The sequence below is a fragment of the Prevotella corporis DSM 18810 = JCM 8529 genome, from assembly GCF_000430525.1.
Lineage (GTDB): Bacteria > Bacteroidota > Bacteroidia > Bacteroidales > Bacteroidaceae > Prevotella > Prevotella corporis.
On sequence record NZ_KE387160.1, the window covers coordinates 24,076 to 39,560 of the forward strand.

Genomic DNA, 15,485 nt, shown 5'->3' on the forward strand with positions numbered 1-15,485 from the left:
TATTACTGTCCGCTAAACATAGAAATCCTCATTCCAACTCATTGAGACACAATAGTTCGGATGACAGCATGTTAGTGATAAGCCCCCTTATTCATTTTCTGTTACCTCGGGTGGCGATTCAGCCGCTGCTTCAAGCATGAGTTTCATGTCGGCATCCGGCATGTTGAAGAAATTATTCATGTTGAGGTATTCCATAAGTACAATGCGCACCATAGTAGCCAGCCCAGAGAAACTCCACCGCCTCTGCAATGAGCTTTGCAGCAGTGACAGTAATAGATTGGCAATGAGTGTGACCCAAATCTGTATCTTGATGGCGTTGGCACTCTCCCCATAGAAGTATCTAAGTGGGAAGTTCTGTTTTATCTGCTTGAAAAGAGTCTCTATCTGCCACCTCCTGCGGTAGATGGCTACGATAGTCTCCATGGACATGTCAAAGTCGTTGGTAAGCAAGGACACCAACTTTGGCATCTTTCCCTTCTTGATATCCACATAGGTGATGATACGCGCTATATGGTTGATATCGCCCTTCCTGAACACCACCACCTGCTCACGATATTCTATCAGCCCATCCTCGTTCATATCCATGCAGTCTGCCAACACCTCGTATTTGAGATTTTTCTTCATCTTGGTGACATAGACGACGTTCCTCTCAGTCAGTTCCTTAAACTTTTCATAGTTGATATATGCACGATCCAGGGCAACGATTTCATCATGCTTGAAATGGCTGGGGGCGAGCATGAAGGAATCGTTGGTAGCGGCAGAGGTGAACTTCACGTCACAGTGAACTCCCTCGTTTGCATGAATGACAGAATGCACTTTTATGCCACCCTTCTTCTTTCCCGTCTTAGGATGACGGCCCACGCCCTTGAAGATGACGTTAGAGAACAGGGTTATCGTGGTGGAATCGATGATTCTCAGACGTTTTATCCATTCCTCCGTACCATTGCGTCGGCTGTCCGAAGAAAGTCGGTCCTTATTGGACTCGTAAAGGTCACGGTACACGTCCTCAAAGAACCTATCCGAGCGTCTGGTGTTCGCATCTGACAGGGTACTGCGCTTAGGAACCCTGTCAATGCCTATGTGGTGAAGCTTGCGCACCTCAGCCGTCATTGCCGCCTCTATCTCGCGCAGGGAGTCGAAGCGCATGATGACTGCATACAGCATCGTAAGAAGATGGGTGAAGCCGTCAAAGGTTTTCACATACCGCTCACCGCCGTTTCGACGGCTTATTTCAACTATTTTATCATGGTCGAGAGATTTTATCAGCTGACCATATACTGGCTGTCCGAAGAAATGTGTACTTTTGCCCATGTTATCTGAGTTTGGAAGCAAAAGCAAAGATAACAAAAAGGGCTGATACCTCGTGAGAAGTGCCAGCCCTAAATTTGTATCTTACCCAAAAGTTTAGCGGACAGTAATAATAATCAAATAATCACGTGATGATTTATAACCGTTGAATTACAAACGATAATTCCTAATAGGGATTAAATAAGATATGGACAAAAAAAGGATGTCTGGACATTATTATTCAGACATCCCATACTTATTTGTTTATTACATATTATTGTCTGTCAAAACTCTTATTAAATGAATAGACAATTAATAATACTTATCGGGCATCACGCATCTGGATTAACAATTCCTTTTGTCGATCAGTTAAGGATGTAGGCATTTTTACATTGTATTTTAATATTAAATCGCCAATTATTCCATTTCCTTTATTATATCCCTTTCCTTTCAATCTCACTTTTGCCCCATTCTGTGTATAAGGTTTTACCTTTAGTTTAACCTTATTTCCACGTGAAAGAGATATGATTACCTCGCCTCCCAGTATTGCAGTATAAAAATCCAAGTCAATGGATACATTCCTATCTCCCGAAACATTACTACTTGTCTTATGATTGAACTTACTGGATTTTGCACCATTATCGCCTCTTCCGAAGAGGTCTTGAAAGAAGCTGCTAAAGCCGTCTGACCTGATATTACCGAAATCAAATCCGTCAAAAGGATTTTCAGCCCCTCTTCCACTCCATCCTGAAGTTTGTCGATTAAAATTTTCAAAAGAGTCAGCATCCTTCCACCTTTCGCCATATTTATCATACTTGGCACGTTTCTCTGGATTCCCTATAACATCAAATGCCTCTGACAAAGCCTGAAACTTAGCCTTAGCCTTAGGGTCATTGGGATGAAGATCGGGATGAAACTGTTTGGCACGCTTTCTATAAGCTGCTCTCACATCCTTTTGCGGTATGTTTTTATCAACACCTAATATTTTATAATAGTCAATGAATGCCATGTTTTTGCTAAATATTTTATTTGTTCATAAATTTATGTAGCAAAATTTATGCCATTCAATCCATTCTCGACTTGTAATCTTCGTATGTATAATTTCTTAACGTCTCCAACTGATTGTCACTATGCAACAATGCTATCGAAGGATGAGAAACGCCATTGAACATATTTGTTTTCACCGTCGTGTAATGAAGCATATCTTCAAAAACAATATTCTCACCTATTTTTAATTGATGATTAAACTTCCAGTTACCCATCCAATCACCACTTAGACAAGTATTGCCGCCAAGACGGTATGTATAAGGCATTCCAATCCCATCATCAGAAACCACCTCTGCTCCTCTGACGTGGGGGTGATAAGGCATTTCCAGACAATCGGGCATGTGGCTCGTAAAACTTACATTCAATATTGCAGTTTTAATATTACTATCCTCCACTATATCAACAACTTGGCATACTAAAACTCCGGCTTGCCAGGCAAAGGCACTACCTGGTTCTAAAATAACATGTAGCCACGGATACCTCTTCCTAAATCCTTTAAGCGTTTCAACTAATTCAACGACATCATAGCCTTTCCTAGTCATTAGATGGCCACCTCCAAAGTTTATCCACTTAATTTGCTCAAACCAAGATGAGAATTTGTCTTCAATATGTTTTAAAGTCCTTACAAACACATCACTGCCACTTTCGCAATGACAATGAACATGAAAGCCCTCAATTGCATCGGGTAATTTGATGGGTAATCTTTCATTTGTCACTCCAAAACGAGAACCAGGCGCACAGGGATTGTAAAGTAATGTCTCAATTTCAGAATACTCAGGATTTACTCTCAATCCGATACTGACATTCTTATTTGATCGTTTCACCCGATGATGGTATCGTTCAAATTGTGATAACGAGTTGAATACAAGATGAGAAGAGCATGTAGATATTTCATCTATTTCATAATCAGTGTAAGCAGGAGAAAATGTATGGGTAGGTGCTCCAAACTCATAGAAACCGAGTTTAGCCTCATACAACGATGATGCTGTAGTTGCTTGGATATAGTCTCTAAAAATGGGGAATGTTTTCCACAATGCAAAGGCTTTATACGCTAATATGATTTCAACTCCAGCTTGGCTCGCAACATTAGAAATTAAAAACAAATTATTACGCAACTTTGTTTCTTCCAAAACATATACGGGTCTGTTTATTTGAAGGAAAGTAGATGAATTTATTTTCATTTTGCAAATATAGTAAAAGATTTGTAAAATTCAAAAATAATTTCTACCTTTGCAATCTAAACTTACATAGGGGTTATGAAGTTGGTCATCATGACTAAGTCCACTTTTTTTGTGGAAGAAGACAAGATTTTGACAGCACTCTTTGAAGAAGGCATGGACAACCTCCATATCTCAAAGAGAGACCACTCGCCCCAGTATGTCGAGCGTTTGCTGTCGTTGATTCCTACTGAATATCATCGTTTTATATCAGTTCATCATAATTTCTATCTCAATGAGAAATATTCTTTGGCAGGGATTCACTATGATGCTGACGAGATGATCCATGAAATGGTGAATAATCGTGGGAAAATTAGCAAAACATGTACCGATATAATGAAATTGAAGTACATGAAAAAGCAATATAGGTATATATTCCTGAAAAATCTGAATGACAGTATAGAGTTTCCCAATGAGAAAAGGACAATTTCTACATCAGAACTCATCGAATTAAAGAAACAGGGATTATTAGGACGGCATATTTATGCAATGGGAGGAATTGTTCTTGACGATATTCCCAAATTGAAAGATTTTGGATTCGAAGGTGTTGTAATATGTGGGGATCTATGGAAGCATTTTGACATCCATTGTGACAAAGACTTTCATAATGTCATCACACACTTTAAAAAACTTCAACAAGCAGTTCAATAAGATAAGAGTATAGAAATCTTAAATATAAAAATATATAAACAACGTGTAGAAATGAGTGAGAACAACTCCTTTTTGGTTTTCTCTGGTACAAAAACAAGGTACCTGGCAGAAAAAATTTGTGCAAGTTTAGGTTGTCCATTGGGAAACTTAGTAATGACAAGATTTTCAGATGGAGAATTTGTTGTCTCATACGAACAGAGCATTCGTGGAAAAGATGTATATCTTGTGCAGAGTACTTTCCCCAATTCAGACAATCTCATGGAATTACTCCTGATGATAGATGCAGCCAAACGTGCTTCGGCAAGAAATATTATTGCAGTTATCCCCTATTTCGGCTGGGCACGTCAAGACCGTAAAGATAAACCCCGAGTAAGCATTGGCGCAAAATTGGTAGCCGATCTTCTAAGTGTGGCTGGAATTGACAGACTGATTACGATGGACCTGCATGCAGACCAGATCCAAGGGTTCTTCGATGTTCCTGTAGATCACTTGTACGCAAGCGGTGTTATGTTGCCTTATCTTCAGGGGCTGAAGTTAAAAGACTTGGTGATAGCCAGTCCAGATGTTGGTGGCTCCAAACGCGCAAATACATTTGCAAAATATTTAGGATGTCCACTTGTTCTTTGCAACAAAACACGTGCACGTGCAAATGTTGTTGCCAGTATGCAGATTATTGGTGATGTGAAAGACAAAAATGTCGTTATTGTTGACGATATGGTCGATACTGCAGGAACAATAACCAAGGCGGCAGATATAATGAAAGAAGCTGGTGCTAAAAGCGTAAGGGCTTGTGCTTCACATTGTGTCATGAGTGGTCCTGCAACAGAACGTATAGAGTCATCAGCTCTTGAGGAGATGGTTTTTACTGATTCTATTCCCTATACTGACCGCTGTTCAAAAGTAAAGCAAATTTCTGTTGCCGATATGTTTGCTGAGACTATCAGAAGGGTTGTTAACAATGAGAGTATCTCAAATCAATATCTTGTATAAACGAAATATCAAGTCATAACAACAAAGCAGTTTGCAATGTGCAAACTGCTTTGTTGTTTTCAAACAATCTTATCAATAAGGTCGTTGGCGGATAACATACATTGTTCCCCAGACGACATATCTTTAAGGGTTATTTTTTCTTCTTTAATTTCATTTTCGCCAACTATCGCAACGTATGGTATAGACTTAGTGTTGGCATAATTCATCTGCTTTTTTATTTTTACAGCATCGGGGAATATCTCTGACCTTATTCCTGCTTTCCTTGCTTTGTCAAGAATTGGTAGTATATAATCAGTTTCTTTCTCTCCGAAATTAACAAACATAAGTTGAGTTGCACCACAAACACTTTTCTTTGGGAAAAGGTCTAACGCATTCAATACATCGTAAATTCGGTCTGCTCCGAAACTCATTCCCACACCCGACAAACCTGGCATACCGAAAATACCTGTTAGGTTATCGTATCTTCCTCCACCAGTAATAGAGCCTATTTCAGAATCAAGTGCCTTTACTTCAAATATCGCACCAGTATAATAATTCAAACCACGGGCTAAGGTCAAGTCTAATATAATATCATTCTTCAATCCAGTCTTTTTGAGCGAATCGAGGATATATTTTGATTCCTCTATACCCTTCACTCCTATTTCACTTTTAGCCAAGACTTTACTGATTGTGTCAAGTTTTTGTTCATTTGTACCATTTAGTTGAATAATGGGTTGCAACTGCATGATTGCCTGTTCTGAAAGCCCTGCGGAAGCCAACTCTTCATTCACCTTCTCCAGCCCAATCTTCTCAAGTTTATCGATTGCGGTTGTAATATGTACAATTTTGTCTTGTTCGCCGATAATTTCCGCAATACCAGAGAGTATTTTCCTATTATTCAGTTTTATCTGAACCCTAATTCCAAATTTTACAAATACAGTGTCAATAATCTGCATTAGTTCCACTTCATTCAATAAGGACTCAGAACCTACAACATCAGCATCACACTGGTAAAACTCTCTGTATCTTCCTTTCTGAGGTCTATCAGCTCTCCACACCGGCTGAATTTGATACCGTTTGAAAGGAAACTGTATCTCGTCACGGTGCATTACAACATAACGAGCAAAGGGAACGGTTAAATCATAACGCAAACCTTTTTCGGACAACCTTGTCTGAAGTTTAAGAGTATTGCGCCCTACCAATTCTTCATCGGTAATTCCCTTGAAGTAATCTCCAGAATTTAATATCTTGAAAAGAAGTTTATCACCCTCGTCTCCATATTTTCCCATTAAGGTCTGTAAGGTTTCCATCGATGGAGTCTCGATTTGTTGGAAGCCAAAAAGAGAATAGACTTCTTTTATTGTATCAAAAATGTAATTACGTTTTACCATTTCCTCTGGGCCAAAATCTCTTGTCCCCTTTGGAATGGAAGGTTTATTTGCCATAAATTTTAATTTCTAACTATTGTTTGGTCTCTATCTGGACCCAATGAAATAATACTGATTCTTGTGTCGAGGAATTCTTCCAAGAATGTCATGTATTGAATAAATTCTGTTGGTAATTGGTCCTCGGTTTTAAACTTGCTGGTTTCAGTGTTCCATCCCTTGAATTCCTTATACACAGGTTGAACACCACTGATGTCATAAGGCATTTCTTCAGTATAATCACCATTTGGAAGCCTATAACCGACACAGGCCTTGATGGTATCAAAGTTATCCAATACGTCACTCTTCATCATGATAAGTTCAGTAACACCATTTACCATCACGGAATAGCGCAATTGAATTAAATCTATCCACCCACAACGACGTTCTCGTCCAGTTACAGCACCGAATTCATGTCCTAATTCTCTGATGCGTGCGCCAGTTTCGTCGAACAACTCAGTCGGGAAAGGTCCTGAGCCTACACGTGTGCAATAGGCTTTCATTATACCATATACATTTCTTATTTTATTAGGGCCGACGCCCAGACCTATACATGCCCCTGCAGAAATAGTGTTTGAAGAAGTCACGAATGGGTAAGAACCAAAGTCAATATCGAGCATAGTACCTTGAGCGCCCTCACATAGAAGCGACTTTCCTTCATGGAGAATATGATTAATTTCATGTTCAGAATCAACAAACTTGAACTTCTTCATGTATTCCACTCCTTCAAACCATGCTCTCTCAACATCTTCAAAGCCATCGAAGTTTGTCCATCCCATCGAAGTCAAGATTTTCAAATGACGTTTCTTGTGTAGTGTGTATTTTTCTTCAAAATTCTCAAGTATATCACCAACTCTTAAGCCGTTACGACTTGTCTTGTCGGTATATGTGGGACCTATTCCTTTCCCTGTTGTACCGACCATTTCCTTTCCTTTGGCAACTTCATTGGCTTTATCCAAGATTCTATGAGTAGGCATGATTAGGTGGGCCTTCTTTGAAATATATAGCCTTTCGGTCAACGGATGACCGGAGCTTTCCAGTTCTTTAGCCTCATTCATAAAAAGGTCTGGTGCTAATACAACACCATTTCCAATAATATTTACCTTACCACCTTGGAAAATACCAGAAGGGATAGAACGCAGTACATATTTCTGTCCTTCAAACTCTAAAGTATGACCAGCATTTGGGCCACCCTGAAAACGCGCTATAACATCGTAGCGAGGAGTTAACACATCGACAATCTTGCCTTTTCCTTCATCGCCCCATTGCAATCCCAAAAGGACATCAACTTTACCTGTTTTCATTAGATTTACCTTGTTTCTTTTGTTTTATCTTATTACGCTGACGGGATATTTTAGCCTGACAACGCGAACATACACCGTATAAATAGAGAGAAAAACCATCTTTACGAAAACGATGCAACTTTGTATTTCCAATAGCATCTGTTATCTCGTTGGCTTCAATCTCCGTAACTGAGCCACAGACCGTACAAATTTGATGAATATGGTCTTCGTTGTTAAAACAAGCCTCATATTTCGTTTGACCAATGAAACGATGCCTTACAACCAGACGTAACTCAATGAAGAGACGCATTGTATTGTATAGTGTCGCCCTCGATACTCTGAAATTAATAGCTTCCATCTTTGCACCCAAATCATCCAAAGAGAAATGACTTTGCATGTCATATACCGCATCAAGAATTGCGAATCGCTCTGAAGTCTTGCGGTGATTATTCATTTCGAGATACCCTTCAAGGATGCCTCTAACTTTTGTTTTGACAGATTCTTTAGTCACGACTAACTGATTAAATTTCTACAAAGTTAATCTTTTTTAGGTACATAAACTCAAGACACTGACAAAAAAAAGTTAAAAGAAAGTCAAAGCAATACTCGGCATCAATAGTGTCATAAATATGTCTTCATTCCTCCACACAAAAGCTTAGCTCTTACTTTCTAAAAGCTTACCTTTTGCGCTGCAATAGGTCATGAATTGGAATGCAAAAGATAAGCTTTTGAATCTCAATTAATATCATTTTGATTATCAATAGATTACAAAGCATATCCTCAACGCAGTTTATTGTAATATAATTTAATGGTGTTGATCAGGTCGAATGTTCGCTATGAAGCGTATGTTTACCACCTCCTGAATACGAATTGGAGGTATATGCCATATATGATTAGAAAGAAAACGCGTTAGGTCTTATGAGTTACACGATGTTTCACGAATTCCCGAAAGTAATAGTTAGGACACTTTTGACTCGGCATACTATATTCATATCAATTACAAAAAATCAAGCTCTGGAAACGCTTTTACTACCAACGAACGGTACTTTTCCCCTAAATCACAGAATTTATTGATGCTATTAAAAGCTGAATGCTGAACATTTAGCTCTCCTTCTTTTAATACTCCCTGTACAAGAGTCAAGAATTTATTGATGAGAAGATCATTTGGAATATGCCCATCAACAAATAATGAAGCCAACAATTGATAGCCGCAAATTTGATATATATTATCTTTTGATGATATGTAATCAAAGGCCAATGTTTGAGAAAAGGCAAGATTCTTCAATAAATTAAAGGATATTAATTCTGCTAACTCTTGATTTCTAACAGTCTCCATCCATTTATCAACTTGCTCACGTTTCATCATTTGTGCAGGCATTATGTAGGTTGCCATAATCTTACACTCACGAATATCATCTTTCCAAAGCTCTATAGCCAATTCATAATCTTTACCATATTTCTCTGCATTTTGCCGTAAAATAGGTAAAGGAACGCCCCAGTTAATCTTGTAATTCAAGCCTTTTTTTCGCATAGAGCTTGATGTTGCGCCATTCATAAAAAGTCTAAATGACTGCTTGATTTCTTTTAATTTATCTTTGGTATTCATAATTATAGCGTACTGTAATCTTTAGAATATCTCAACATTTGCTCAGTATATCCTTCGGAATAATCAAGAACTATATCTATAACTTCCCCTTCATTTCCATAAATAATTCCAAATTTAGGATTTAGAAAACCTTTATAAGGAGCAATATTTAATTTCTCATATCTGGACAGAACCTCTTGGTGCAGATTATAATTAATTGATTTGCCATACCTCTCCACAAGAAGACGCCCAGTTTCATAATCACCTTCACTTTTTATACGTTGAATCTCAGATAATTGATAAGCAAAAATGTCACGCAAGGCTTCATAGTTATTTATCTTTATAAAGGTTTTGCCACAGTTAGAAATCATTTCTACAACGCTATCAGACTTTCCAAGTTCCAAAGCCCATCTGGCGATCAAAGCCCTATTCTGCATATGCGCTTCCTCTATTTGCTTTCCAGGTTTAATACGAACCAACTGAGTCATTAACCCATTCATCATATATGTATAATATTGGGCTTTGAAGGCATCATGCGAGTCTAACAAGCCAAGGCTTTGTAATTTCGAATCAGATATATAATAAAGGGCAAAGAGATCTGCCCTCGCTTCTTCAATCGTATTTCCGTAATTTTTCAATGCGTCCGGATCAGTATTGGGTAGATGTTTACCACTGCCATGTCCAAGACACTCATGCAAATCTGTATGAAGATTATCCGTTACATCACCATATTTTTTGATTAAGTCTATCATTTGCGCATCAATAACAAACTCTTCCAACATTCCGTTTCCTTTTGACGCTTCACTGTATGCATGGGTTAAATTTGAAATAGTAATACTTTTTGAACCGTGCTCGGCCCGAATCCAATCGGTATTTGGAAGATTGATACCAATAGCCGTTGAGGGATATTCATCACCGCCAAGCATAGCAGCACAAACCACATTGGCAGTAACCCCTTTCACTTGAGATTTTTTGAATCTAACATCAATCGGAGAGTTGTCTTCAAACCACTGTGCATTTTCAGAAATAAGTTGAGTTCGTTTTGTCTCTTCCAAATCTTTATAATGTACTATACCCTCCCATGAACCTTTGTAGCCCAGCGGGTCACCATAAACTTCAATAAAACCGTTGATAAAATCAACCTGACCATCCTGTTCCTTAACCCATGCAATAGAATATTTATCAAAATCCTGAAGATTCCCGGACTTATAATAAGCAATTAACAAGCGAATAATATTGAGTTGATCCTTATTTTCCGCATATTTCTCAGCTTTTTCAAGCCATTCAATTATCTTTTTAATTGCAGCTCCATATAATCCATCTTCTTTCCAGACAATTTCCTTAATGTCGCCATTTGCTTTAATCAGTTTTGAGTTGAGACCATACGAAGGCGGTTTCATCTTACATCCAGACTTTTTATCAGAATAAAATCTCTCTACCTCACATTGAGAAACATTCTCATAATAATTGCAAGCTGAAGTACGAATGATATCATCTCCGTCTTTTTTATTCACTCCTTTAGGCAAGAATAATGGATCAAAAACCACTTTGGTAATTGTCTTAACAAAGTCATCAGCATGCTCTTTGACATCTAAGCCAAGCAACGAAAGATCAATCTCATTGAGTGCGTTGACAAAGTAATCTTCAGAGAATCCTGGAACAAACTTATCTGAATTATAATGGTGATAAATACCATTGGAGAACCAGACTTTCTTTAAATAGAGTTTTAAGGCTTTGAAATCTTCACTTGTATCCCCAAGCCTTGAAAGATAGATAGCTTCCAAGGCCTTTCGGATTTTCAGATTATATTTTCCAAATTGATCAAATGTGATATCTCTACCGTAAAGTGTTGCCTGGGATAAACAATAAATATATTTTTTTTGTTTTAAAGTAAGATCTTCAAAACCTTTTAAATTGTATCTCAACATTTGAATGTCATCAAATGTCTCATCTGTATATTTAAAGGAATCTTCTAACATAATAATTCTACACCGATATTATTTTTTTCTCTTGGAGAATAAGTTTACTTTTTTGAAGAAATCTTTTCCAACTTACTAGCAACTGTATGGCGCAACTTATATTCTCTTGGGGTGATTCCGTTTATTTTATAAAAAGAAGAATAAAAAGACTGTCGGTTAGAAAAGCCAACCATGGCACTGATATCTTCCATATTTAAATCCTGATACCTCTTGTCAACCAATAATCCCATTGCTTCATCAACACGAAATTTATTGACAAATGATGTATAATTCATGTGGAATCTGACATTAATGACAGCAGATATATATCTTGTGTTGGTGTGAAGTTCTTCAGCTAACTTCTTTGCTGAAAAATTTTTATCCTTATATTTTTGTTGGATAAGTATAATGTTCAAAATCTTGTCCTTAAGTTCATCCATTAATTGAGGACTGACCAAGCTACGATATACGGCTGGTTTCTCTTTTTTTTCTGTTATATTATACTTCACCATAAGACTATCAGATTTTAATAATGATCAAATTTCCCTAATCAATAAATATAGACTTTAATTTTATACAGTTAGCGCTTCAGATTGTTTAAACGAAGAAAAAGAATATCTCTAATTAATATATCCTCGGACCAAAAATGGCTGTCCCCACCCTAATCATCGTTGAGCGAGTCTCAAGTGCTATGGGATAATCATTGCTCATACCCCATGAACGCTCTTTAAAATCAGGATCATCTTTAAAATATTTCTCCTTAATTTCGTCAAAGAAATCTGCTGCTAACAACATCTCATTCTTTACTTGGACCTTATCCGTCGTATTGGAAGCCATCATCATCAATCCCGATATATGAACATTTTTCAGCTGCTTCCATTCATCTCCTTCAAGCAGTTTACGACAATCATCAAAAGTAAATCCGTACTTTGATTCCTCTTCTGCGATGTGCAATTCCAAAAGAACATTGATGATCCTATTATTTTTGAGGGCTTGTTTATTAATTTCCTTAAGAAGTTTCAGGGTATCAACAGCCTCTATCATTGAAATGTAAGGAGCAATGTATTTCACCTTATTAGTTTGAAGATGGCCAATGAAATGCCACTCAATATCTTGAGGCAGTTCTCTTACCTTTGCCGAAAGCTCTTGCTCATGACTTTCACCGAAAATCCGTTGGCCTTCGTTATAAGCGACTTCAATAAATTCCTTTGGATGGAATTTACTGACAGCAATCAGTTTCACACCATCAGGTAATTGTTCAAGAACTTTATGTAAATTTATCGATACATCAAACATATTCAATCTATTTTAATTGCATAAGGAAGGTAAATACACAAGATAAAAAATCATTCTTTATCTTCGCTTGATTCATACTTATGTTCAAAGACATCCATAATTTTTGTTTCGTTCACAGAAACTATTTCATAATCTATCATAGTATTATCCATCATTTCGTCAACATGCTTAACTGCACTATTAACAGAATGTGCCTGAACAAGATAGGTGACGATAGAGCGCTTCTCTTTCTCTGTCTTGTCGTCAATGGTAATAAACGATAGGCGTGTCTTAAACCACTTATCATCGGCATCCACGTCACTGAAGAATATTTCCCGATAGGCAGAAGGTGCAATTGCTTTCACCTCAAACTCGCCACTAATATAATTAGACATTTCTTTTGTAATGGTGGACTCGGCCTCTGAAAAGCTCAAGGCATCAACAGTATATGCTTCGATTACTTTCTTATTCTGACCATCCTCCATCAACTTCTCATAACGAACCTTAGTTTCAAACCAAGAACTTGTTTTACTTCTCATATTTTTTATTGATAATTCTACACTTGCAATGAATAATAACGACAAAAAATCAATATTCATTCTTTATGCAAAAGTAGTAAAAAACTCTCGTTTAATAGGATTTTTTTGCTATAAAATAAAAAATATATTTAACTTTGCATTATGGGTTAAAGTGCTAAGGGTGTAAGTTCTCAGCACATATTGGGTTCAAAAAGGTAAAAGAAAGAATTATGCCAGAAATTTCAATTCGAGGATTAGAGATGCCAGAATCTCCCACAAGAAAGTTGTCATCATTGGCAGTTGCCGAACAAAATCGTGGCTTACCAGAGTATCAACTTAACATTGGACAACCTGACCTTCCCCCACCCCAATGCAGTCTTGACACAGTGAAAAATATCAACCCAACGCTACTCGAATATTCCCCCTCACAGGATATTCTTGCTTACAGAGAAAAGCTGTGCGATTATTACAAGAAATTCTCCATTGATGTAGAGCCTGAGAACATCATCATTACAACAAGAGGATCAGAAGCTGTACCTTTTTCTTTCATGTCGTGACTAAACCCTGGCTATGAAGTTATCATCCCTGAACCTGCATATGTTAAAATACTTGTACAGAAAAAGACTTTGGAATCTTACCTAGGAAAAATAAATACAGAATAAAACAATAAAGATGAATTTCCCATTATTTATCGCAAAAAAAATATATAATAGTTCTGACAAAACACGTAGGGTTTCAAAACCCGCAATCCGCATTGCCACTATAGGAGTGGCAATAGGACTTGCAGTAATGATAGTTTCTGTATCGGTTGTATTAGGATTTAAACACACCATAAGAAATAAAGTTATTGGTTTTGGTAGCCATATTACGGTTGCTGATTTTATGTCATTGCAAAATTCTGAGCTATATCCAATAACGATAAATGATAGCTTACTGAAAGCTTTATATAAGATACAAGGTGTTAAACACGTTCAGAGATTTGCCTATACGCAGGGAATTTTAAAAACCGATGACGACTTTCTTGGTGTCACACTAAAGGGTGTTGGTCCAGAGTTTGACTCAACGTTTATTCACAATAATATGGTGGCGGGGAGTTTTCCAAAATTCTCAGACAATTCAAATCAACAAAAAATCATCCTATCCAAAACCATAGCCGATAAATTGAAAATGAAGGTTGGCCAAAAGATTTTTGCCTATTTTGTCAATGAACAAGGTGTACGTACCCGAAAATTCACTGTGTGTGGAATCTATGAAACAAACCTGAAACAATTCGATTCGCAAATATGTATGACAGACCTATACACCGTCAACAAATTGAATGGTTGGGAACCAGACCAATATAGTGGCGCAGAACTTGAAGTAAAAGATTTCAACTTATTGGATAATACTGCTTTTAATGTTTTGGGACATGTGAAGAATAAGGTTGATAAATATGGCAGCACCTATTCTTCTGCAACTGTTATCGAACAAAATCCACAGATATTCTCATGGCTCGACCTAATGGATTTGAATGTTTGGATTATTTTGGCATTGATGATATCAGTAGCTGGTGTAACTATGATATCTGGACTTCTTATCATTATATTAGAACGCACACAAATGATAGGCCTCATGAAGGCGATAGGAGCAAGAAATCGGCAGATAAGACATGTTTTTCTGTGGTTTGCCACTTTCATTATCGGAAAAGGATTAATAATAGGAAATGTCGTCGGTATAGGTCTCATATTGCTGCAACAATATACAGGGCTATTTAAACTTGATCCACAGACCTATTATGTAAGTACTGTACCAGTTGAAATCAACATTCCTCTCATAATAGCATTGAATCTTTCAACATTATTAATATGTGTATTCGTATTGATTGCACCAAGTTATTTTGTCAGCCACATAAATCCTGCAAAATCGATGTATTACGAATAAAATAGAAATATCGTTTTGGCAGTTACCATCAAAATGTGGACGTCTCATACATTCCTTTGTTTTTGCAAACAACAAGTCAGCATTGCGATGAGACTTCCACTCTTTTTATACAATAATCTAAATGACTGAAAATCAAAACAAAACAATCCCGTTTCCAAAAGCTAAACTTTCACAATGAGATAGGTGAGCTATCACTGTGCGAAAGGTCAGCTTTGGATAAGATATTGTTAAACTCTCATAGCCTGACGATAGAAACATTCTTCCAAACAACAACGATAGAGCATATTTTTCACATTAATAACGTGTTGTGACTTGCTTGAAAATTCGTACCTTTGCGGTAGCAACAACAAC

The 15,485-nt window shown here is 37.2% G+C and carries 14 protein-coding genes and 1 pseudogene; 4 read left to right on the top strand and 11 right to left on the bottom strand.

Annotated features, from left to right (window positions below; genetic code table 11):
• Positions 1-87: 87 nt before the first annotated feature.
• From H515_RS0112560 to nspC, 3 genes are all read right to left on the bottom strand, one after another.
• Positions 88-1,311, bottom strand: a complete 1,224-nt coding sequence (locus tag H515_RS0112560; RefSeq protein ID WP_028902035.1) for an IS4 family transposase — start codon at positions 1,309-1,311, stop codon at positions 88-90.
• 298 nt (positions 1,312-1,609) lie between these two features.
• A complete protein-coding gene (locus H515_RS0112565) occupies positions 1,610-2,296 on the bottom strand; it encodes a DnaJ domain-containing protein (protein ID WP_028902036.1) in 687 nt (228 codons plus the stop codon).
• Between the two features lie 55 nt (positions 2,297-2,351).
• Positions 2,352-3,515: a carboxynorspermidine decarboxylase gene (nspC, locus tag H515_RS0112570; RefSeq protein ID WP_025877433.1), complete on the bottom strand. Its 1,164-nt coding sequence runs from the start codon at positions 3,513-3,515 to the stop codon at positions 2,352-2,354.
• Between the two features lie 75 nt (positions 3,516-3,590).
• On the opposite strand from nspC, the gene H515_RS0112575 reads away from it, so the two are divergent.
• Together H515_RS0112575 and H515_RS0112580 are read left to right on the top strand one after the other, a co-directional pair.
• The gene (locus H515_RS0112575; RefSeq protein WP_025877431.1) at positions 3,591-4,202 is read left to right on the top strand and encodes a thiamine-phosphate pyrophosphorylase; all 612 of its coding nucleotides are present in this window, start codon (positions 3,591-3,593) and stop codon (positions 4,200-4,202) included.
• A gap of 51 nt (positions 4,203-4,253) precedes the next feature.
• Positions 4,254-5,192, top strand: coding sequence for a ribose-phosphate pyrophosphokinase (locus tag H515_RS0112580; RefSeq protein WP_025877428.1), 939 nt, complete (start codon positions 4,254-4,256; stop codon positions 5,190-5,192).
• Between the two features lie 59 nt (positions 5,193-5,251).
• Here the strand turns inward: H515_RS0112580 and hisS are convergent, their stop codons facing one another.
• From hisS to H515_RS0112620, 8 genes are all read right to left on the bottom strand, one after another.
• Positions 5,252-6,616, bottom strand: a complete 1,365-nt coding sequence (gene hisS, locus H515_RS0112585; protein WP_028902037.1) for a histidine--tRNA ligase — start codon at positions 6,614-6,616, stop codon at positions 5,252-5,254.
• Between the two features lie 5 nt (positions 6,617-6,621).
• Positions 6,622-7,899, bottom strand: coding sequence for an adenylosuccinate synthase (locus H515_RS0112590; protein ID WP_025877425.1), 1,278 nt, complete (start codon positions 7,897-7,899; stop codon positions 6,622-6,624).
• Positions 7,886-8,389 carry a Fur family transcriptional regulator gene (locus tag H515_RS0112595; protein ID WP_025877423.1) on the bottom strand — a complete coding sequence of 168 codons (504 nt, stop codon included), beginning with the start codon at positions 8,387-8,389 and terminating at the stop codon, positions 7,886-7,888. The genes H515_RS0112590 and H515_RS0112595 overlap by 14 nt, the downstream gene beginning before the upstream one ends.
• A 486-nt stretch (positions 8,390-8,875) precedes the next feature.
• Positions 8,876-9,484 (bottom strand): DNA alkylation repair protein, encoded by a 609-nt coding sequence (locus H515_RS0112600; RefSeq protein WP_025877421.1) that lies wholly within the window; start codon positions 9,482-9,484, stop codon positions 8,876-8,878.
• A gap of 2 nt (positions 9,485-9,486) precedes the next feature.
• Positions 9,487-11,442, bottom strand: coding sequence for a dipeptidyl-peptidase 3 family protein (locus H515_RS0112605; RefSeq protein WP_025877419.1), 1,956 nt, complete (start codon positions 11,440-11,442; stop codon positions 9,487-9,489).
• A gap of 44 nt (positions 11,443-11,486) precedes the next feature.
• Positions 11,487-11,933: a helix-turn-helix domain-containing protein gene (locus H515_RS13655; protein WP_025877418.1), complete on the bottom strand. Its 447-nt coding sequence runs from the start codon at positions 11,931-11,933 to the stop codon at positions 11,487-11,489.
• 112 nt (positions 11,934-12,045) lie between these two features.
• Entirely contained in the window at positions 12,046-12,717 is a 672-nt protein-coding gene (locus tag H515_RS0112615) for a YggS family pyridoxal phosphate-dependent enzyme (protein WP_025877416.1), read from the bottom strand.
• A gap of 50 nt (positions 12,718-12,767) precedes the next feature.
• Entirely contained in the window at positions 12,768-13,235 is a 468-nt protein-coding gene (locus H515_RS0112620) for a DUF4494 domain-containing protein (protein ID WP_025877414.1), read from the bottom strand.
• 209 nt (positions 13,236-13,444) lie between these two features.
• On the opposite strand from H515_RS0112620, the pseudogene H515_RS0112625 reads away from it, so the two are divergent.
• Together H515_RS0112625 and H515_RS0112630 are read left to right on the top strand one after the other, a co-directional pair.
• Positions 13,445-13,768, top strand: a pseudogene (locus tag H515_RS0112625) (pyridoxal phosphate-dependent aminotransferase); the annotation flags it as partial.
• A 118-nt stretch (positions 13,769-13,886) separates the two neighbouring features.
• Complete coding sequence (locus H515_RS0112630) at positions 13,887-15,134, top strand: ABC transporter permease (protein ID WP_025877411.1); 1,248 nt, start codon at positions 13,887-13,889, stop codon at positions 15,132-15,134.
• The last annotated feature ends 351 nt before the right edge of the window (positions 15,135-15,485 follow it).